This window comes from Erythrobacter insulae, from assembly GCF_007004095.1.
Lineage (GTDB): Bacteria > Pseudomonadota > Alphaproteobacteria > Sphingomonadales > Sphingomonadaceae > Erythrobacter > Erythrobacter insulae.
In genome coordinates this window covers 2,097,702-2,117,044 of sequence record NZ_VHJK01000001.1, presented here as the reverse complement: position 1 = coordinate 2,117,044, position 19,343 = coordinate 2,097,702, and the positions used below count along the sequence as shown (strand labels likewise).

Genomic DNA, 19,343 nt, shown 5'->3' with positions numbered 1-19,343 from the left:
ACTCAATCGGGAAAAGCGCCCTTTAGCCCAAAACGCTTTCCTACTAATGTATAACAATGCCATCCCGCGATGACTGGAACACGCCCGAAGGGTAGAAAATTTGGATAAGTGTCACCCGTGTTCTACACGGGCATATCCTCTATATTTCAGTTACTTAAACGAAAAGACCACGCATGACAGATTGTCCTACATGTCATGCAAGTCATACAAAAATCGCGGCGTAACAAAGACAACAGCTTGATAAGGACGAAGGAAGCCTCGCATGACGAATTATCCAGGATTGAAGATGCTGATCGCCGGCGAATGGATTGCCGAAGGCGGGGCAGGAACAATGCCCGTCAACAATCCCGCGACAGAAGCGAAAATCGGCGATTGCCCGATGGTCTCAAGCGAGCAATTGGATGCCGCCGTTGCAGCCGCAGATGAAGCCTTTCCCAAATGGGCCGCAACACCGGGCGCAGAACGACACAAGATCCTGCGCCGCGCGGCAGAGCTTCTGCGAGAGCGCAAGACCGATATAGCGCGCATCGTGATGCTGGAAGTCGGCAAACCCAACGCTCAGGCCTTGGGCGAAATCGGCAGCGCGGCTGACCTCATCGATTTCCTCGGCGAAGAAGCAAAGCGGCAAGGCGGACGGCTGGTTCCAGTGCGGAGCCCCAACCTGCTTCAGCAGCGCGTGACGCAGGAACCGATCGGCCCCGCTGCCCTGTTTACCCCGTGGAATTTCCCGATCAACCTGCCTGCCAAAAAGATCGCAGGTGCCTTGGCCGCTGGATGTTCCTGCATCCTGAAACCTGCGGAAACCACGCCTGCATCCGCACAAATGCTGGTTCAATGCTTTACAGATGCGGGCGTCCCCGCAGGCGTAATCAACCTTGTCTTCGGCGATCCGGCCAAGATTTCCGAACATCTGATCACCGCGCCGGCGATGCGCAAGATCAGTTTCACCGGATCAACCGCCGTAGGCAAACAATTGGGCGCGCTGGCGGCGCAAGGGCTGAAACGCTTCACCGCCGAGCTCGGCGGTCACGCTCCGGTTGTCATCGGCAAAAGCGCCGACTTTGACCGGACGGTGGCGGCCTGTGCCGCGACCAAATACCGCAATGCCGGGCAAGTGTGTGTCTCCCCCACCCGTTTTCTGGCGGCCCGCGATATTTACGACCGTTTCGTCAGCGAATTTGTGGCGCGCGTAAACGATCTGAAAGTCGGCGATCCCAGCGCCGATGACAGCGTGACTATGGGGCCGCTGGCGCATGCAGGCCGGGTCAATGCGATGCAGGAATTGATGGGCGCGCTGGGCGGTTCCAAGGGTGAGATTGTGACCGGTGGATCGGCTATCGAAGGGCCCGGACACTTCTTTCAGCCAACAGTGATTGCAAATCCATCGGCCAACAGCCGCCTGATGACCGAAGAACCCTTTGGTCCGGTGGCTGGCATTGTGCCGTATGACGATATCGAGGATGCGGTGAGGATCGCGAATTCGCTGCGCTATGGCTTGGCAGCATACGCCTTCACAGCCGATCTTGATGAAAGCCATTATCTCGGCGGCGCATTGCGAGCCGGGATGGTCGCGATCAACCATTTTGCGGTGGGCTCACCCGAGACCCCGTTTGGCGGAACCGGCGATAGCGGTTTTGGCTCGGAAAGCGGTGTCGAAGGGTATCTGGGCTATACCGAGACGAAACTGGTCACGGTCGCCAAGTCGGGCGGATAACCGCCGCCTGCCAGGCAATGCGTTTAATCAGCGGCGCGAAAGGAGGCGATTAAACGCTCTTGCGATGAAAGATTTGCGTGTCGGCATCGGCCGGATCCGGCCATAGCGTGCCCGGCGTGATTGCTCATCTCCAAAGCATACCGTCCGGCCCATAGGGTCTGGTCCGCTCGAAATAATTGTTGGTCGTTCCATATGCTGCGTCCCCGATTCGCGATGTTTTATGAAAATTAACTAACATCGAATCTGTGGAAAACTGAGTCCAAAATGAAACCGGGGTTTACAATTTACAACTCACCAAATCGGAAAGGCCCTTGGTTACTGCGCTGGTGACGTTTTTCTAGTCAACCGCCAGATCGGTCCGCTGGACCCCCGCGATGCGCACATCTTCAAGGGTCGGATACCCGTTCACCGCCATCAGCAAATCGGCCTCGGCCAGCATTGAACGCAGCACCCAAGCGGCGCCTTCAGCTCCGCCAAGCGCAAGACCATAGGTGTAAGGCCGCCCGACCCCCACAGACCTTGCTCCCATCGCAAGTGCCTTGACGGCGTCGGAACCGGAACGAATGCCGCTGTCAAACATGACCGGTACATCGCCTGCGGCTTTCACCACATCTTCGAGCAGATCGATCGTCGCAATGCCGCCATTGGCCTGACGCCCGCCATGATTGGAACAATAGACTGCATCCGCACCGCTATCGACCGCCCGGCGCGCATCATCAGGATGACAGATCCCTTTGAGCACAATCGGCATATCCGTAACCGATTTGAACCATTTCACATCGTCCCAAGTCAAAACCTGACCAAAAACCCCGGCAAACATCATGATCGCCGCTTCCATGTCTTCTTCAGGCGGCTTGTCCAACAGCGAACGGAACACAGGATCTTGGAAATAATTCTGGAGCACTTTACCCCGCAATTGCGGAAAATTGGACGCATTAAGATCGCGCGGACGCCACCCTGTCACCCAAGTATCGAGCGTCACAACGAGCGCAGAATATCCCGCATTCTCGGCTCGCTTGATCAGGCTTTCGGCAAATTCTCGATTACGCGGAGTGTAAAGCTGGAAAAAGGCCGGCGTATCGCCGCACGCTTTTTTTACGTCTTCGAGCGGGTCATTCCCGAGCGTCGAAGCGCAGAACGGAACACCTGTGAGCGCGGATGCACGCGCCGCCGCCATATCGCCATGACGGTCCTGCGTCGCTTCGCCATTCAAACCAATCGGCGCCATGAAAAGCGGGTTATCAAATTGCTGCCCGAACAATTCAATCGACAAATCCCGCTCGGTACAATCGACCATCATCCGCGGGATCATGCCCCAGTGGTGAAACGCCGAAGCGTTCATATCCTGAGTATGCTCATCGCCGCATCCGCCGGCGACATAATTCGTGAGCATCGGGCCGAGCGCTTCATGAGCCCGTGCTTCAAGGGTGGCAAAATCAACCGGAAAATGCGGCAAATGCCCTTTCAGGCCCGCATTATAAATCTCATTTTGCATCCCGCCGAAATTTTTCATCAATCGCCCTCTCCTGCGTTTTTCTTTGGAAAGAGAGTGAACCAGTTGGTGTGGGCGGATCAAGCGGTTTTGTGCAGGCTTAGTCCAGCTTTCGGAAAAGACGCTGCAATTGCGGGCGGATTTTGAGATGCTGCACGTAAAGCCATTCAAGAATGCGCAGCATAGCCTGGTTGCGTGCGATCAGGCCAAGCCAGCGCAGTCTCGGAATTGCGCGCCACATTGCAGCAAACGCCGCTGCGCCGCTTACGATTTGGCCGTCTTCTTCGGCGTGGAACCGTTCCAGCAAACGGCTTTGATCGATCGGGCAGGCAGGATCACCTTTATCGGCAACATCCACAAATGCGATTGCAGAATTCGTATCGAGGCGGCGCATCAGCGCAATTTCGCGCTGGCACATGGGGCACGCCCCATCATACCAGACTTTGATGCGCTGTTGCCCGGGGCTTATTTGCGATGTGCTCATGGCAATTAAGTGCCCCCGATACCTGGCTTTTCAAGCCTTCGGTGGGTGACAAGCCTAATGCAATCGTCCAAACAAAGCGCAGATGACGAGAGGGATAGAATGAAAAAATCACGTTTGGGCAGGACAGCTTTATTGATGGCTTTCGTTGCACTGGCTGTTCCGGCGGCGGCTCAACCCTTGCCGCTCGACACAATCGACCAGACCGATTTGATCGGCAAAGTTAACGAAAAAAGCGTCTTACCGGCTTTGTCAGTGGTGACGGCCAATCAATTGAACACACTGGACGCTCAGGGTAACAATGCGCTGGTTGCAACAGCGGCCAACGGTCTGAAATTCGAAGTGAACTTCAGAGCATGTGACGACGCAGAGGCAGAAATCCCCGAAGGCACAGATCGTCATTGCAAGGCCATGTACATGATCTCTGTGTGGGAAGCCCTCTCCCCCGATCAAGAGGCCGACATCCAGACTGCGCTATCCGCGTTCCTGAAAGACAATCCGGCGATCAACGCGGGACGATTGAGCGACGGCGCACCCTACATCGTGCGATATGTGATTGCAGACTACGGCACCAAACAAGGCAATTTGGTGTCCGAATTTGCAAACTTTATTCGCAGCGCAACAGATTTCCAGAACACCGTTTCGCCATTTTATCCGCAATAACAAGCAGGCGGCAGTGTATCGAGCCGCTATGTCAAGCAAGAGCGCAGATTTACAGCCTGGAGCGTTCAAACAAGCGCGCATGGATGGTGGCAATTATCGCCGCACTGATCGCGCTGCTCGAAGCGGTTGCCCTCGTATTTCTTTTGCCGCTGAAAACGGTTGAACCTTACACTTTGCTGGTTGATCGTCAGACGGGCAATGTCGAAACGCTTGCACCTCTGGATGAAAGTATCATTGCGCCTGATGCCGCACTAACGCGCTCTATGCTGGTGCAATATATCACTGCCCGCGAAAGCTTTATGCAAGACGCATTGCAGCAGGATTACCGCAAGGTCACCCTGATGTCTGATCGAACCGTAAGCCAGCAATATCAGCGAGCTATGGATGCCGGCAATCCCGAAAGCCCGCTGGCGTATCTGCCCAGTCGGGCGATGATCACTACGAATATCAAGAGCGTTTCGACCTTGGACCGAAACCGCGCTCTGGTGCGGTTTACAACGCAGCGCACCGATCCTGGAGCGGTCCCGCAAACAACCCAGCATTGGGCGGCGGTGATCGGGTATCAGTTTGTCGGTGCCGAAATGAGCGAGGCCGATCGGTATGTAAACCCGCTTGGCTTTCAGGTGACAAGTTACCGCAGGGACGCCGAAACTTTGCCTGAAGAAGGCATCGTCAACGGCACACAGACACCCGAAATCGGCAACGACACCCCATGATCACGCGGTTTGCTCTAATCATTTGCGCTGCCTGCGCGCTGGGTCCGTCTTTGGCTGCGCAGACATATCCCATGCCCGGCGCAGAAACGCCGCGCATCCAGTCCGTCGAATGGAACAACGGCGACGTCATAGTCCTGACCGCGCTGCCCGACACATTCCTGACAGTGATGCTGGAGCCGGGTGAAACCATCCGTCAGGCCACAATTTCCGGCGATACAAGCTGGACCGTTAGCGTGTCTGCCGAGGCCGACAGTTTTCAGATCAAAGGCGCGTCGGATGCAGTTGCAACGCAGCTGAAAATTGAAACCGACATGCGCAGTTATGATTTCAAACTGGAAACAGATTACGGATTGCAATCCGCCTATCTGGTGCGGCTGGCCTATGGGCCGCAGGACCGGCCCGCAGCAGTAGCCGAAGCAAACTCGACGACGATTGACAACCTTGTCTGGTCTTACCGGATCCGCGGCGACAAGTCTGTCCGGCCCGCCAGCATTCGCGACAATGGCGAAAAAACTGTGATCGAATATTTGCCGGATCAGCCCTTGCCAGCAGTGTTCGCAATCGGGGCCACCGGCGATGAAGAGGTCGTTGATGGATATATGCGCGGTGATCGCTTTGTAATCGACAGGGTTCACCAACGATTGGTTTTCCGGATCGACAAAGAAAAAGCCACCGCCAGGCGCAACGTAACGCGGGAGGACAGCTGATGGCATCCGCCGAGCAAGCAGACCAACCGAGCGCGCCCAATGACATCCGGCCTGTTGTACCAACAGGACCGAGTGGCCGCTGGGAATTGTGGCTGTTCATCCCGCTTCTGTTGATCGGTGGATACTGGCTGTTCACCGCACTGGGATCAGGCCGTGAGGATGCCGCGCACTCCGGTATTGCCGCCGCTACACAGCAGCCAGGCAATACTCGCATCTCCTCGTCCGCACCGCTTCAAGTACCAGACCGGTTTAGCGGGCTGGAACGCGAGGCTCCAAGAACCCCGGCCGAGCCGGAGCAAGCATCGCAAACGGCGGCTCCGAATTACCCGCCGCCGCCGATTGGGCCTTCGCAGCAAAGACAATTTCCGTCTCAGCCGTTTGTTCAGCCACTGCCGCCTCCCCCAACGCGCGCTGCGCCGCCACCGGTTGCCCGCGTGGTTTATGATGGCGGCACAAACGCAAGCCAAACAGGCACGATAAATGTCGGCGGCAACCGGGTTCAGGCAGGGCGGCTGGAAAAGCCATCCTACACCATCCCCCAAGGCACAGTTATACCCGCGGTGCTTGAAACGGCGCTCGATTCCACCCGGCCCGGCGGCGCAAGGGCGCTCGTTCAACGCGACATTTCCGGCTTTGACGGAACCCGAGTGTTGATCCCGCGCGGCAGCCGCCTTTACGGAGAATACAAAGCAGGCCTTAGGCCGGGTCAAAAACGGACCCTGGTCGAATGGGGCCGGCTTATTCGCCCCGATGGCGTCACAATCCAGCTCGATTCGCCTTCCTCTGACCCGCTCGGGCGCGCGGGTGTACGCGGTAAAGTGGACTCAAAATTCTTCCAACGATTTGGCAACGCTTTGCTGCAATCGGTATTCGATATTGGAACCGGCATCGCTGTAAGCGAAGCCTCAAACGGCGTCGTCGTGGCGCTTCCCGGCAGCACGCAAAATGTGCAGATATCCGAAGAGCAGCAGCCCCTGCCGACGCTCAAAGTGAAGCAAGGGACCAGCGTTTCGGTATTCGTTTCGCGTGACCTCGATTTTTCGACTGTCGAACCGTAAATATGACTGAGACGGGGTATTATCTCGACAGTTTTCTGGCACCCTTGGCGCCGTTCTTCGACCGATCGGATCTGACCGATATCTGGATTAATCGGCCCGGAGAAATTTGGATCGAAACGCTGGGTGGCGGGATCCAACGCATTGAAGAACCCAGTCTCGATAGCGCGCTGCTGGAACGGTTGGCCCGGCAAATCGCAGCGTATTCTTCACAAGGGATCAGCCGCTCCGCGCCGTTGCTGGCTTCGGTTTTGCCGGATGGTTCGCGGGTCCAGATCGCTGGCCCGCCATCAACGCGCATAGGCCACGCCTTTGCCTTTCGCCGCCATGTTTCAGCCAACCTTTCGCTGAATGACTGGGAGGAAACACAGGCATTTGATGATCTGGAGACAGGCCCATCAACGAATTTGGCTGAGCGTAAGCTGGTCCCCTTAACAGGCCGCTATGCCGCCGAGCAGATGAGAAAAGCTGTTCGTGATCGAAAAAACATTCTGGTTTCAGGCAGCACATCCTCTGGCAAAACCACATTCCTTAATTCCCTGCTGTCTGAAATTCCGGATCACGAGCGTCTGATCCTGATCGAAGACACGCCAGAATTGCATGTAAAGCATGATAACTGCGTCGGGTTGATCGCTGCTCGCGGAGAAGAGGCCGAAGCGCAGATATCTGCAGAGGATTTGCTCATCGCGGCGCTTCGGATGCGTCCAGACAGGATCATCCTCGGAGAATTGCGAGGTGTGGAGGCCTTCACTTTTCTACGCGCTGTGAACACCGGTCACCCCGGCTCAATGACGACGGTCCACGCCGATACCCCTGCCCGTGCAATCGAGCAACTTGCCTTATTGATCCTGCAATCAGGATCGCGTTTGAGCAGGGATGATGTGCGGCATTATGTTCGGGAAAGCGTGGATGTTTTTGTCCAGTTGGAACGCAGAGGCGGAAAACGCCGTGTCAGCCAGATTTTGATGGCGCAATGACGGTGCAGGCTCTTTATGCATCTTTGATGACGCCTGACGGAACCGCCCCTATTTCGCGCGCGATGGATTGGATTGGCGGGCTCATTTTCGGGAGCTTTGCTATTACGCTATGCGTGCTGGCCGTCGCTTTTGTAGGCTTTCTGATGTTAAGCGGGCGGCTTGCGTTGCGCGATGCGTTGCGCGTGATTCTGGGCTGTTTCGTGCTTCTGGGGGCGCCGGCCATCGCATCGGCTTTCATCTGAACCGCCGCGACAGGCCGGAGCGATCAGGCCTTTATTGCTGCCCGCTTTGATTTCGATTTGGTTTGAAGCGTGAAATAGATGATCAGCCCAACTCCGATAATGCTCGGCCCTGCCCAGATCAGCGGATTGAAAACCTGATCGGGGACCAACCGGATCAACCCGACCGATAAAAACGCAGTGTAGGCAGAAATGCCCATGCCAATAAGCGCGCGGAAATGTTCGCCTTTGTAATCAACCGGCGAAACAGTCGCGCGCCATACGAAAACCTGCTGCATAAACATCGCGATCAATCCAACGCCTGCAACCAGCTGCATTAAGGGATGCCCTACCCGCACCCCGAAATACCCACACCAAAGGGCCGATATGACTACGGAGGCCATCACGACTTGATAACGCGGACGGCGAAGCTCTGCGCGGGATTGCGAATGCTTCACAACGGACAACCCGTAATCAGCAAATCCGAGCGTCAAAAGGCCAAGATACAGCATCATCCAGCCGAACAACCCAGCAAACAATTCACGGTCGGTGATGGACGGAATGCGTTCTTCAGGTCCGTAGAGGGACAGCAAAGCCATGGCGATCGCCAGAACTCCGGCAACCATAAAGCCGTAACAGGCGATGCGCCCCCATTTGCGGTGCGTCTTTGACCCTTTGCCGGTTGCAACAGGCACCCAGAACGCGGCCAAGCCCGTTGCCCCCGCCGCGACATGCAATATGATCAGAAGTTCAAACAGATGCATGTGCAGAACGTGTACATTTTTCTGGACCCGCGCAAGTGAAGTTGCGCTTCGCACAGGCAGAGCTCGGGAAAAATGGTAGTTCTGTTGTTCGTTCGCAAACTGCTCTCGGGTCAGCGCGGCTTGCAAACATGCGGCCTGCGGCGTCTGTGCGCTATGGTCTCAAATGTGTGTGCCTTGGGCTATCATAGCCAACTGATCCGCTCTTTGCATGATGAGACGGTTCTTACGCGGCATCGCGATCACCCGATGTTCGCGCAGCTGCTTTAGCGTTCGGCAAACCGTCTCCGGCGACAAGGCGAGATAGGAAGCTATGTCTGCCTGGGGGAGCGAGAATTCGATGATTTGTCCGTCTCTGGGCAAACGCGGCATAACATAGTCCAAAAAGGCACTCACACGGGCCAGCGCGCCCACTCGCCCGAGAATGAGCCCGCGCATCATAAACGCCTTTTCTTCCCGCCAGATCGCTTCGCTTGCCCAGTTTGCGTTGGCCTGACTGGGACTGGCCAATTCGGCTTGCCATTTGGCGCTGGAATGGCGCGCAAACATCAAGGGGCCAACCGCTTCGGCTGAGAATCGGTGGCCTATTGTCAGAGGTAGGCCGAGAAAGTCCCCCGGAAAGAAAAACGCCATAACCTGGCGTTCTCCATCGCGTGACAGATCGATAGCGCGAGCAATACCGCAGCGAATTTCGCAGAGGCTTTCGCAAGCTTCGCTCTGCACGAAAAGCGTCTCGCCGGCGTCAGCGGGCATCGCAATCGCTCGGTCCATGGGTCCCCGGCTTTGCGAGTGGTACATCTCTTTAGTCTCGCTGCTGATGGTTTAGAGCTGCACAGACTATGGTTGAACGAGGGCCGGAGGGATCGGTTAATCTACCTAGCTCGATTGAGGCAGCGCGTTCGAAACACCTTTGCCCCAGATTGCTAACAAGATGCATGATGAAGAAAATGGAGCCTTACAATTGCGCGAGGCTACCGGACTGAACGAGGCAGCAGCATCGTCCGAGCTTTACGGCTAAGTGATGAAAGCTGTTTCCGCACAGCACACTTGATAACCGTCAAGTCGCCCTTTGCGAATCGTGCCATAACAACATTGCTGATTGGCGAGTAATCGAGAGAAAACGATGACCCAATCAGACAGGTCCGCGGTAGCCGGAATATGAAATTGATCGAAAGATCAAAATCATATGCAAAGCTACCGCGGGCCGACTCTTTCCAAAATAGAAATGAAACCGAGTTTCTGTGCTGGTTTCGGTGCTGGTTTCTGTGCTGGCATCATTGCTGACAGTGTTGTGGCCAGCCACGCTTTAGCGACAACTCGTTCAACCAGGTGGCTTGCAACTGGGATAACAGGCCCAAGAGATGTGCCAGTAGCTCGATGCCCATGCTTGCGCTGACGTCCAAACCGAAGTTTGCACGGGTTAATACGTATAGTTGGAACCGGACGCGCCAAGCAGTCTGCGTGGCCAGGTGCTTTGCTCGCGGCGCCCCAAGGGGATTGGGCCAACAGAAGCAGGCCAATGGAAGTGAGAAGGCGCAATCGGGATGATGGTTTCAAACGCTCTTTCAGTTGAGAAAAGCGCAGTTGCCGCTCGGCTGCGTCCGTACGCCGAATTGCTGCCTTCACCTGATACCCCGGACTTCGGCAATATCTTCGACAGGTACGGTGATGCGCGTTTGGTCTTACTGGGCGAAGCGACCCACGGCACGCATGAATTCTATACTGCCCGCGCGGCGATCTCACGCCGGTTAATCCAGCATCACGGTTTCACGATCATTGCTGTTGAAGGTGACTGGCCGGATATTGCAAGGCTCGACGATTATGTCCGCTTGCGTGGCCCTCGCCCGCATCGTGGTGAGCCGTTTGTGCGATTTCCGACATGGATGTGGCGCAATGAGGAAATGCTTGGCTTCATCGATTGGCTGCGTGGCCACAATGCACAATTGCCCGAGGAATCGCGCGTCAGCCTTAGAGGGCTCGACGTCTACAGTCTTGGCGAGTCCATCGAGGCCGTGATCGAATATCTCGACCGGCACGATCCACCTGCGGCCGAACGGGCACGCCAGCGATACGGATGCCTTGCGCCTTGGCAGGATGATCCGCAATTGTACGGCCATGCAGTCGAGCAAAACCGCTTCGCCGCATGCGAGGATGCAGTCGTCGAACAGCTGCGCGATCTGCTCTCTCACCGGATGAAGTGGATTGCCGATTACGACGGCGAAGACTTTTTCGATGCCGAACAAAATGCTCGTATCGTTCGGGCAGCGGAGCAATATTATCGCTCGATCTACCGGCGCGCATCCGAAAGCTGGAACCTGCGTGATCGGCATATGTTCGAGACACTTCAGGCCGTGATGGCCCATCATGAGAATGCGCGGGCTCTTGTGTGGGCACACAATTCGCATGTCGGCAATGCCGCCGCGACCGCGATGGGGTGGCATGGCGAGTTCAACATCGGCGAGCTGGTTCGTGCAGCCTACCATGACGATGCAGTGCTTATCGGCTTCGGCACCGACCGAGGAACTGTGGCCGCTGCTTCTGATTGGGGGGCGGACATGCAGATACAGGAATTGCGTTCAGCCCGAGATGACAGCTGGGAAGCTGCATTTCGAAGTATCGGGCTAATGCGTTGCCTTGTCGATTGGCGCAGATGCAAGGATGGCGACCCGAAGGACACGCTCAGCCAGAGCATGCTGGAGCGCGCTGTAGGGGTGGTCTACCGGCCGCAAAGCGAATTGATGAGCCACTATTTCGAAGCAGTGCTCAGCGAGCAATTTGACGCCTATGTCTGGTTCGAAGAAAGCCGTGCGGTCACACCGCTTGGCCCCGTACGCCCGCACGGAGCCCCCGAAGTATGGCCATTCGGCCTGTAGGCGGAACAAGGTGGAGATCTGATGGTGGAAAGCATCCTCGAAGACACTCAGGAAGTATTGCTGCAAGGAGACCCGCCGCTTGCCGCGTTTCTTGGCGTTCCAGCCGACCCGCTCGGCTTGGTTATTTTCGCCCATGGCAGCGGCAGCGGACGGTTCAGTCCGCGCAACAATTACGTGGCCAAAACACTGCGCGATGCAGGTCTTGCCACCCTGCTGCTCGACCTGCTTTCCCCAAGCGAGGAGCGCGACAGGGACAATGTGTTCGATATCGTCTTGCTTGCTTCGCGACTGAAAAGGGCGACCGACTGGGCAGCCCAATTTCAGGCTACGCGAGATCTTCGACCCGCCTATTTCGGTTCAAGCACAGGCGCTGGTGCGGCGCTTCGGGCGGCGGCCGGTGACCGACGCATCGCGTCTGTCGTCTCTCGCGGCGGACGTCCGGATCTGGCGGGCAGCGCATCTCTTGGGGCGGTGACTGCGCCGACCCTGCTGATTGTCGGCTCGCTCGATGGACAGGTCATCGAATTGAACAAAGCCGCTGCCGATACTTTGACTTGCCCGCACAAGCTTACGATCGTGCAAGGTGCCAGCCATCTGTTTGAAGAGCCGGGCACACTTGACCAAGTGGTCGATTTGGCGGGCGGATGGTTTCGTTCAAATTTCGCAGCGTCTATTGAACCGAAATCACGAGCCGGTTCGCAATCCGGCAAGTAATGAAGCCGGGCCACAATCGATCAACTGCCTGGCTCCAGCTCGATCGAAACCTCACGCTCTTTACCATCCCGAGAAAGCGTGAGTTTCACCTTCTGCCCGACCTCGAAATCGTCAAGCCTGGCCAGAAGATCGCCAAGACGGGAAACCGGCTCTCCATTCAGCCCCACGATCACGTCTCCAGGCGCGATGCCCCGCCGGGTGCGCTGTGCAGGGATGAGAGCGGCACGCTCTGCCGCTGATCTTGGATCAACACGCAAGATGAATACCCCGTCGGTGCCCGATGCACGCTTGAGCAGATCGTTTATATCCTCATCACTCTCAATCCCCAGCGTGGGACGAATATAGCGCCCGTTCGTGATCAGTTGCGGCACGACACGCATCACGGTGTCCACCGGCACGGCAAAACCAATCCCGGCCGATGCGCCAGATGGGCTGTAAATCGCGGTATTAATGCCAATCAGCCGCCCGTTGGAATCCAGCAAAGGGCCGCCAGAATTACCCGGATTAATGGCCGCATCGGTCTGGATCAGGTGGCGGATATCCGGTCCGTTCTCATTTGGAAGTGACCGGTCGAGCGCGGACACGATCCCTTTGGTCAGCGTCCAATCGAGGCCGAATGGATTGCCAATGGCAAAGACATTTTGTCCCACTTGCAGACCGCTGCTGGTACCGATCGGTATCTGCGCCGGAGCCGAAAAGCCAATTCCGCCGATCCTCAGCACCGCCAGATCGTGTTCGGGGCTTGCGCCGACGAGGCTCGCGTTAAACTGCCGCCCGTCGGCCAGCTGGACTTGTGCCGCTGATGCGCCTTCGATTACATGGTAATTGGTGACGATATTACCGACCTGATCCCACACAAGCCCCGAACCCGAGCCGCGCGGAATGCTGTAGATATTGCGGTTCCACAAATCGGACACGCGCTGGCGGGTCGAGATAAAGACCACCGAGGCGCGGGCATTACCAAACAAGTCGATAGTCGCGCGTTCATCAGCGCCAAGATCGCCGCGAGGAGTCACGATACGCAGCTCTCCCTTGGGAGGGGATTGCAAGAATAACAGCCAACCGACGGCAAGGACGAGCACGAGGTTGATCACAATAAGGATGATCACGGGCGAGCGCATAATGTGAGCGGGTGTTGGCTTGGCAAATTGCATGTTGAATATTTAACCCGCCGCGCTTTGGGATCAAACTGGAAATCAGATTTGGGGAGGCGCAGCTACTTTTTTGAAGTCTGGATTAAGCTGGCTCGCGCTTCCATGCTGCACGTGCCTATCCGTTGGAGCCTTAGGCCAGAGGGCGTCTTTCTCAGCATGGCTTGCCCCACCTATGCGATAACTTGGTTTATGATTGCATCCAGCCGTGTAAGCTAAACCTATGCGCATTCGGCATATTGAGGTGTTTTATCACGTTTACCGCGAAGGCTCGATCAGCGCCGCCGCGCGCAACCTTTACGTCTCGCAACCGTCGGTCAGCAAGGTGCTCCGTCATGCTGAAGACCAGCTGGGCTTTGCCCTATTCGACCGCCGCAAGGGCAGGCTGTTTCCGACCGACGCCGCGACCGAGCTGTTCCGCGACGTCAGCGAAATCTACGAGCGTATGTCTGTGCTGGACCGGACGGCGGGCAATATCCGCAACCGCAAAGGCGGGCATTTGCGGATCGGGGTCTTGCCGTCTCTCGGCTTTGCTATCGTTCCGCCCATGGTCGCGGCGATGCGCGCTGCCGATCCCGATGCAAGTTTCGATCTGAGCACACTCCACAGCGACGAAATCACCCCTGGTTTGCTAGAGAAACGTTTCGACTTGTGCATCGGGTTTGACGACGAGTTCGACGACCGTATCCGCTGTCAAACGGTGAACTCGGTGGAAATCGCGCTGATTTGCCGACGCGGTGTTTTTCCTGAAGCAGCCGAAACGCTTTCGCCGGATGCGCTGGAGGGGAAAGAAATGATCGGCCTGCGCGACAGCGGGCCAGTCGCCGATCGGATAGAGGCCTATCTTGAACGCGAAGGCATTAATCCCGTAGTCGCGATTTCCGCGCAGACATATTTCGTGGCCGCCGAACTGGTCAAACTAGGCGCGGGCTTTGCAATCGTTGATGGCTTTACGGCCAAACGTTTTGCGAATGAGGAATTGCAAAGTTTCGCATTGAAAGGCTCTCCCACCCTTCCTTTTGTCGCGATGACCCTCGCCGAGGAAACGGGAAATGCCCTTGTCGAAGACGCGATCGCCACGTTGAGAAGCATGTTTGGTTAGCCTCCCGAAAAGGTTTGTTCGTTCCGGTCGAAAACGAAAAGCCATAACGTAAGGCTATAACCCGTATGGGATAAGATTTTGGAATGCGGTTGCGCACAGACGCGCTTTCAAGTCTAAGTGCATCATAAGAGGGGTGGAGTTTGATTGAAAAATCAGGCTGCACAAATCAATCCGGGGGGAAACAAACATGAAAACTACGCCGCGCTTAATCTCATTCGCAGGTGCATCGGTCCTGGCTCTCGCCAGTGCCAGCGCTCACGCTCAGGCGAGCGACACTTCGACTGGCGACGATCCAGTTGATGTCACCACGCAGGGTTCGGCCAAAAAACAGCCGGAAATTGTTGTTACGGGCTCGCAAATCCGCGGTGCTCAGGTCGATGATGTTCTTCCCGTTACGGTGGTTGGTGAAGATCTGATCGACTCCATCGATCCGGCTTCGGGTGACGAGCTTTTCCGCGCTATCCCGCAAGCTGGTTCTGTCGAGTTTAACGAACAAAGCACCGCTGGCGGTGTGAATGGCGCACGCGGCGACATCGCCTCGATAAATCTGCGCGGGCTTGGCACGGGTAATACACTGCTGCTGATCAATGGCCGGCGAATGTTGCTTAACCCCGGCTTCCAGACAGAGCTGTTTGTTCCGGTGGTTTCCCCTGACACGAACACGATTGCGCCTGGCAGTGTGCGCCGCGTCGAGGTGCTGCGCGACGGTGCATCGGCCGTCTACGGCGCTGATGCGGTCGCCGGCGTCGTCAACACCATCCTTCGGGGCAACCGTGATGGCGGATATCTGCGCGCGAATTACCGCGCATCAGATGGAACCGGCCTGTTCAGCTATCAAATCGACGGCGGGCTCGGTTTTGACTTTGCCGATGATCGCGGCAATCTGACGGTCTATGGCGGCTATTTCTACGAAAATGGCCTGCGCGCCGAGGACCGGCCCTATTCCGCATCCAGTGATTTACGGCCCTTCCTTGTCGGTACCGATTTCGAAGGCGACACCCAATTCGACAACCGCTCGATCAATAGCCCATGGGGTGCTTTCGACATTCAGGGATCGCGGGCAACATCGTCTGCCACCACCGATCTGCGCGATGACGATTTCCACCTTCAACCATGTGTCTTGTTTGGCCCCGGCGGTGCAGCGGATAGCGATGGGCGCGTAATCGATCTGGGTAACGGGATCTGCGCCGACAATGGCGGCACGATTGACCGTGCGCTGCGCCATGATATTGGCGCCAACCGTTTTCTCTTCTCGGAAAAGAAGCGTTATAATGCGCAGGCTCTGTTGAGCTACGAGCTGAGCGACACGGCGGAATTCTACTTTGAAGGTTCCTATTACCGCAGCGAGAATTTCCGTGAACGTGAACAGAGCACAATGTTGAGCGCGGTCCCGCTTGGCATTGAAGCAACAGCATTCTGGAATCCGCTCGGTGCGACAACTCTTCCCGATGGATCGCCCAATCCGAACCGGGTCGATAACGGCATCGGTTCCGGAGTGACCGATGATGGCCGCGCGCTTCTCATGGAAGATTATCGCTGGATCGATGCCGGGCCTCGGCTTGGCTCTGTGACCAAGGATGAATTCCGTCTCGTCGCCGGTTTACGCGGCGAGTTCGGCGGATGGGACTACGATACTGGTTTCCTTTACGCTCAGGCCAATACCACCGACCTTACACGTAATCGTATTTCTGGCACGCTGGCACAGGACGCGATCAACCGCACCGATGCGACTGCGTATAACCCCTTCAATGGCGGCTGTTTCACGGATCAATTGGGCATCAACGTCATCGATTGCACGCCTAACCCGCAAAGCGTGATTGACGCGATCACTATCGATGTGTTCCGCAAAGGCGAAACCACATTGGCGCTTGGCGATTTCAAGGTTTCGCGCCCTGATCTGTTCGAATTGCCCGGCGGCGGTGTTGGCTTTGCCGCCGGTGTGGAATTCCGCCGCGAGACGTTCAAGGATGATCGCGATCCGCGCCTCGACGGCACGATCACTTTCACCAACGCTGTGAATGGCGATACCTTTGGCAGTGACGTCGTCGGTTCAAGCCCCTCACCCGATACAAGCGGCAACCGCGAAGTCTATTCGGCTTTTGCAGAAGCCCTCGTTCCGCTGGTTTCGCCAGACATGAACGTGCCTTTGTTCGATACTCTGGAATTGCAGCTCGCCGCGCGCTTTGAAGAGTTTTCAGACTCATCGAGCGCCTTCGTTCCGCGGGCTGCAGTGGCTTGGCGTCCGATTGGTGATATTCTGTTGCGCGGTGCATGGTCGCAGGGCTTTCGCGCACCGAACCTGATCCAGATCAACGATGCAGGCACAACCCGTTCGAACTCGGTAATTCAGGCTGTCGAGTGCGTTGCCGAGATCATTAAAGGTGACGAAGCCGATGTGCCCGATTGCGGAACGCAGGGCACAATCGATTTCCGCTCGGGCGCGCGCGATCTGGAACCGGAAAACACAGAAAGCATCAATTTCGGAGTGGTCTTAACCCCAAGCTTTATTCCGGGCCTGACGCTCACCGCCGATTACTGGCAGGTTGAACAGGAAGGCATCATCGGCATTTTCGGCAACAGCAATGCGCTCTTGCTTGATCTTGTCCTGCGGCTCCAGAACAGTTTCAACCCGAACGTTCTCCGCGATGCGCCGGATCAGGACCAGCTTGATCTTTATGCCGGCACCGGGATCAACCCAGCGGGCGATATCCAACAAATCCTGAACCCGTACCGCAACCTTGATCGCCGGACCTCTGAAGGCCTCGATTTCAGCGTCTTGTATGAATTCGGCACCGGTTTCGGTGATTTCGATTTTCAGCTGAATGCAGCGCGTCTGCTCGGTTTCAACCAAGAGGCCGGCCCCGATGCGGAATTGCTCTTTACCGATCTGACACCGGCATTGCAGCAAATCTCTGAACTTTCAGTCGGCGATGTGGCGGCACTTCAGCCCTTCGGGTTTGGCGAACTGCTTGAAATTGACGGGCGCCCTCGCTGGCGTTTGAGCGGTTCGGCTGCTTGGGAAAGCGGCCCTGTACGCATCAACCTGTTCGGCCGCTATGTCGACCGTGTGTTTGATCCGAGCGCGCAGCAAGACGATACGGCTGAACTGTTCGAAGTTGGCGACTGGTTTACCCTGAACTTTGGGATCAGCTATTCGATTGATGATACCGGCACCGCGATTGACGGTACCCGGCTGCGGTTTGGCGTGAACAATATCCTGGATGAAGATCCTCCCATCGCCGATGAAAGCTTTGGCTTTTACGGTAGCCTTCACAGCGCACGCGGTCGCCAGTTTTCGTTCGATATTCGCAAGAACTTTTAGGCCAGTATCGGGCCGCAGCAACGCTGCGGCCCGCTCACTTTGATAACCGCAAGGGAGCATGGCCAATGCGCATGGCAGCGATGATGATCGGGATTTTTCTGTCTCTGGCTTTCTTGTCCGCGCCGGCAGCGGCGTTAAGCGAGCCTATCCCGGCGCTGGCACTGGCTTCGCCCGATTGCGAAACGCAGGCCGCCCGCATCGACAAAGACTTTGTGACAGGGGCATATGCGTCGTGCGAGGCTACCAGTAAAAAACGGTTCAAGCTGACGATCGCACCGGAAGACGAAGGCGATATCAATTGCAGTGCGTGGTATGCATTTCGGGTCAATGCAAATCGCAGGACCCGCATAAAAGTGCACCTCGATTACACCAAATGCGGCCACCGTTATTGGCCAAAAATCAGCACTGACGGCGTGAACTGGGAATTCATGAAGTCCAAATATGTCCTCGTCGAAGGCGAGCGTGGTGAGCGCACGGCACAGATAACTTTGAAAGTTGGCAAAGACCCGGTCTTTGTCGCCGCGCAGGAAATTTTACCTCCGTCTATTTACGACGCATGGCTGCAAGAGCGCGAGAAAGCCTTATTCGCGACCGTCGATCTGCTTGGCCGTTCGGCGCAAGGGCGCGAGATTAAGCTGCTGCGCATCGCTGAACCGGATGCGAAGCAACGCGAAACTGTAGTTCTTGTCGGTCGCCAGCACCCGCCCGAAGTGACGGGCGCACTTGCCATGCTGCCCTTTGTCGAAACGGTCATGGGGGACACCGAACTGGCCAAGGCATACCGCGCGCGGTTCGAAACGCTTACGGTCCCGCTGCTCAACCCCGACGGCGTAGTGCTCGGCCATTGGCGCCATAATTCAGGCGGTGTCGATCTTAATCGTGACTGGGGCCCGTTCACCCAGCCCGAAACGTTGGTAATGAGCGGCTTGCTAAAACAGATAGACGAAGACCCTGCGCGCGATTTGCGTGTCCTGATCGACTTTCATTCGACAGGCCGCGATGTGTTTTACACCATACCGGACGAGCTGCCGACCGATCCCGAACTCTTCACCAAGAAATGGCTCGCGCTGTATCAGGAGCGGATGCCTGATTACGAAGTGAGCCGTGATGCCCGTCACGAGGAAGGGCGGCCCATATCCAAAGCGCATGCTTTCGATGTCTATGGAGCTCCCGGTATCACGTTCGAAATTGGCGATGAAACCGATCGCGAATTGATCAAACGCATCGGACGCGAGTCTGCGATTGCCATGATGGTCACGATGCTCGAAACCCCGCAGCCAGAACCCGGCATCTCTACAGCGCAATGATGCAACGGATCGGCAGCGCCGCCTCGTTCGCTCTGATCGTCAGCCTGACGGGATGCCAGACTGCGCCATCCTTTCCTCCAGCCCCAATAC

17 protein-coding genes are annotated in these 19,343 nt (G+C 56.6%); 12 read left to right on the top strand and 5 right to left on the bottom strand.

Annotated elements, in window-relative coordinates; all coding sequences use genetic code 11:
* The first annotated feature begins 262 nt into the window (after positions 1 to 262).
* Positions 263 to 1,714, top strand: a complete 1,452-nt coding sequence (locus FGU71_RS09880) for an NAD-dependent succinate-semialdehyde dehydrogenase (protein WP_142788411.1) — start codon at positions 263 to 265, stop codon at positions 1,712 to 1,714.
* A gap of 337 nt (positions 1,715 to 2,051) precedes the next feature.
* On the opposite strand, the gene FGU71_RS09875 is transcribed toward FGU71_RS09880, so the two are convergent.
* The gene (locus FGU71_RS09875; protein ID WP_142788410.1) at positions 2,052 to 3,227 is read right to left on the bottom strand and encodes an alpha-hydroxy-acid oxidizing protein; all 1,176 of its coding nucleotides are present in this window, start codon (positions 3,225 to 3,227) and stop codon (positions 2,052 to 2,054) included.
* Between the two features lie 79 nt (positions 3,228 to 3,306).
* On the bottom strand, positions 3,307 to 3,690 hold the full coding sequence (locus tag FGU71_RS09870; protein ID WP_142788409.1) for a thiol-disulfide oxidoreductase DCC family protein: 384 nt from the start codon (positions 3,688 to 3,690) through the stop codon (positions 3,307 to 3,309).
* Between the two features lie 135 nt (positions 3,691 to 3,825).
* Between FGU71_RS09870 and FGU71_RS14230 the strand changes: the two genes are divergently transcribed.
* Genes FGU71_RS14230 through FGU71_RS09840 form a run of 6 tightly spaced genes read left to right on the top strand, consistent with a single transcriptional unit; the run spans position 3,826 to position 8,047 of the window.
* Positions 3,826 to 4,350 carry a hypothetical protein gene (locus FGU71_RS14230; protein ID WP_142788408.1) on the top strand — a complete coding sequence of 175 codons (525 nt, stop codon included), beginning with the start codon at positions 3,826 to 3,828 and terminating at the stop codon, positions 4,348 to 4,350.
* A complete protein-coding gene (locus tag FGU71_RS09860; RefSeq protein ID WP_267901827.1) occupies positions 4,236 to 5,066 on the top strand; it encodes a virB8 family protein in 831 nt (276 codons plus the stop codon). The genes FGU71_RS14230 and FGU71_RS09860 overlap by 115 nt, the downstream gene beginning before the upstream one ends.
* On the top strand, positions 5,063 to 5,773 hold the full coding sequence (locus tag FGU71_RS09855; RefSeq protein ID WP_142788406.1) for a TrbG/VirB9 family P-type conjugative transfer protein: 711 nt from the start codon (positions 5,063 to 5,065) through the stop codon (positions 5,771 to 5,773). The genes FGU71_RS09860 and FGU71_RS09855 overlap by 4 nt, the downstream gene beginning before the upstream one ends.
* On the top strand, positions 5,773 to 6,831 hold the full coding sequence (locus FGU71_RS09850; protein WP_142788405.1) for a TrbI/VirB10 family protein: 1,059 nt from the start codon (positions 5,773 to 5,775) through the stop codon (positions 6,829 to 6,831). The genes FGU71_RS09855 and FGU71_RS09850 overlap by 1 nt, the downstream gene beginning before the upstream one ends.
* A 2-nt stretch (positions 6,832 to 6,833) precedes the next feature.
* Positions 6,834 to 7,805 carry a P-type DNA transfer ATPase VirB11 gene (virB11, locus tag FGU71_RS09845; protein ID WP_142788404.1) on the top strand — a complete coding sequence of 324 codons (972 nt, stop codon included), beginning with the start codon at positions 6,834 to 6,836 and terminating at the stop codon, positions 7,803 to 7,805.
* A gap of 26 nt (positions 7,806 to 7,831) precedes the next feature.
* A complete protein-coding gene (locus FGU71_RS09840) occupies positions 7,832 to 8,047 on the top strand; it encodes a TrbC/VirB2 family protein (RefSeq protein WP_234035717.1) in 216 nt (71 codons plus the stop codon).
* A 23-nt stretch (positions 8,048 to 8,070) separates the two neighbouring features.
* On the opposite strand, the gene FGU71_RS09835 is transcribed toward FGU71_RS09840, so the two are convergent.
* Both FGU71_RS09835 and FGU71_RS09830 read right to left on the bottom strand, forming a co-directional pair.
* Positions 8,071 to 8,787 carry a hypothetical protein gene (locus FGU71_RS09835; protein ID WP_142788402.1) on the bottom strand — a complete coding sequence of 239 codons (717 nt, stop codon included), beginning with the start codon at positions 8,785 to 8,787 and terminating at the stop codon, positions 8,071 to 8,073.
* A gap of 159 nt (positions 8,788 to 8,946) precedes the next feature.
* Entirely contained in the window at positions 8,947 to 9,537 is a 591-nt protein-coding gene (locus tag FGU71_RS09830; protein WP_185960265.1) for a Crp/Fnr family transcriptional regulator, read from the bottom strand.
* Between the two features lie 791 nt (positions 9,538 to 10,328).
* Between FGU71_RS09830 and FGU71_RS09825 the strand changes: the two genes are divergently transcribed.
* Complete coding sequence (locus FGU71_RS09825) at positions 10,329 to 11,657, top strand: erythromycin esterase family protein (RefSeq protein WP_142788400.1); 1,329 nt, start codon at positions 10,329 to 10,331, stop codon at positions 11,655 to 11,657.
* A gap of 21 nt (positions 11,658 to 11,678) precedes the next feature.
* Positions 11,679 to 12,371, top strand: a complete 693-nt coding sequence (locus FGU71_RS09820) for a dienelactone hydrolase family protein (RefSeq protein WP_142788399.1) — start codon at positions 11,679 to 11,681, stop codon at positions 12,369 to 12,371.
* Positions 12,372 to 12,391: 20 nt separating this feature from the next.
* Here FGU71_RS09820 and FGU71_RS09815 read toward each other — a convergent pair whose 3' ends face one another.
* On the bottom strand, positions 12,392 to 13,480 hold the full coding sequence (locus FGU71_RS09815) for a S1C family serine protease (protein WP_234035716.1): 1,089 nt from the start codon (positions 13,478 to 13,480) through the stop codon (positions 12,392 to 12,394).
* A gap of 265 nt (positions 13,481 to 13,745) precedes the next feature.
* On the opposite strand from FGU71_RS09815, the gene FGU71_RS09810 reads away from it, so the two are divergent.
* From FGU71_RS09810 to FGU71_RS09800, 3 genes are all read left to right on the top strand, one after another.
* A complete protein-coding gene (locus FGU71_RS09810; RefSeq protein WP_142788397.1) occupies positions 13,746 to 14,624 on the top strand; it encodes a LysR family transcriptional regulator in 879 nt (292 codons plus the stop codon).
* A 187-nt stretch (positions 14,625 to 14,811) separates the two neighbouring features.
* A complete protein-coding gene (locus FGU71_RS09805) occupies positions 14,812 to 17,946 on the top strand; it encodes a TonB-dependent receptor domain-containing protein (RefSeq protein WP_142788396.1) in 3,135 nt (1,044 codons plus the stop codon).
* Positions 17,947 to 18,011: 65 nt separating this feature from the next.
* Positions 18,012 to 19,253 (top strand): M14 family metallopeptidase, encoded by a 1,242-nt coding sequence (locus FGU71_RS09800; RefSeq protein ID WP_142788395.1) that lies wholly within the window; start codon positions 18,012 to 18,014, stop codon positions 19,251 to 19,253.
* Positions 19,254 to 19,343: the final 90 nt, after the last annotated feature.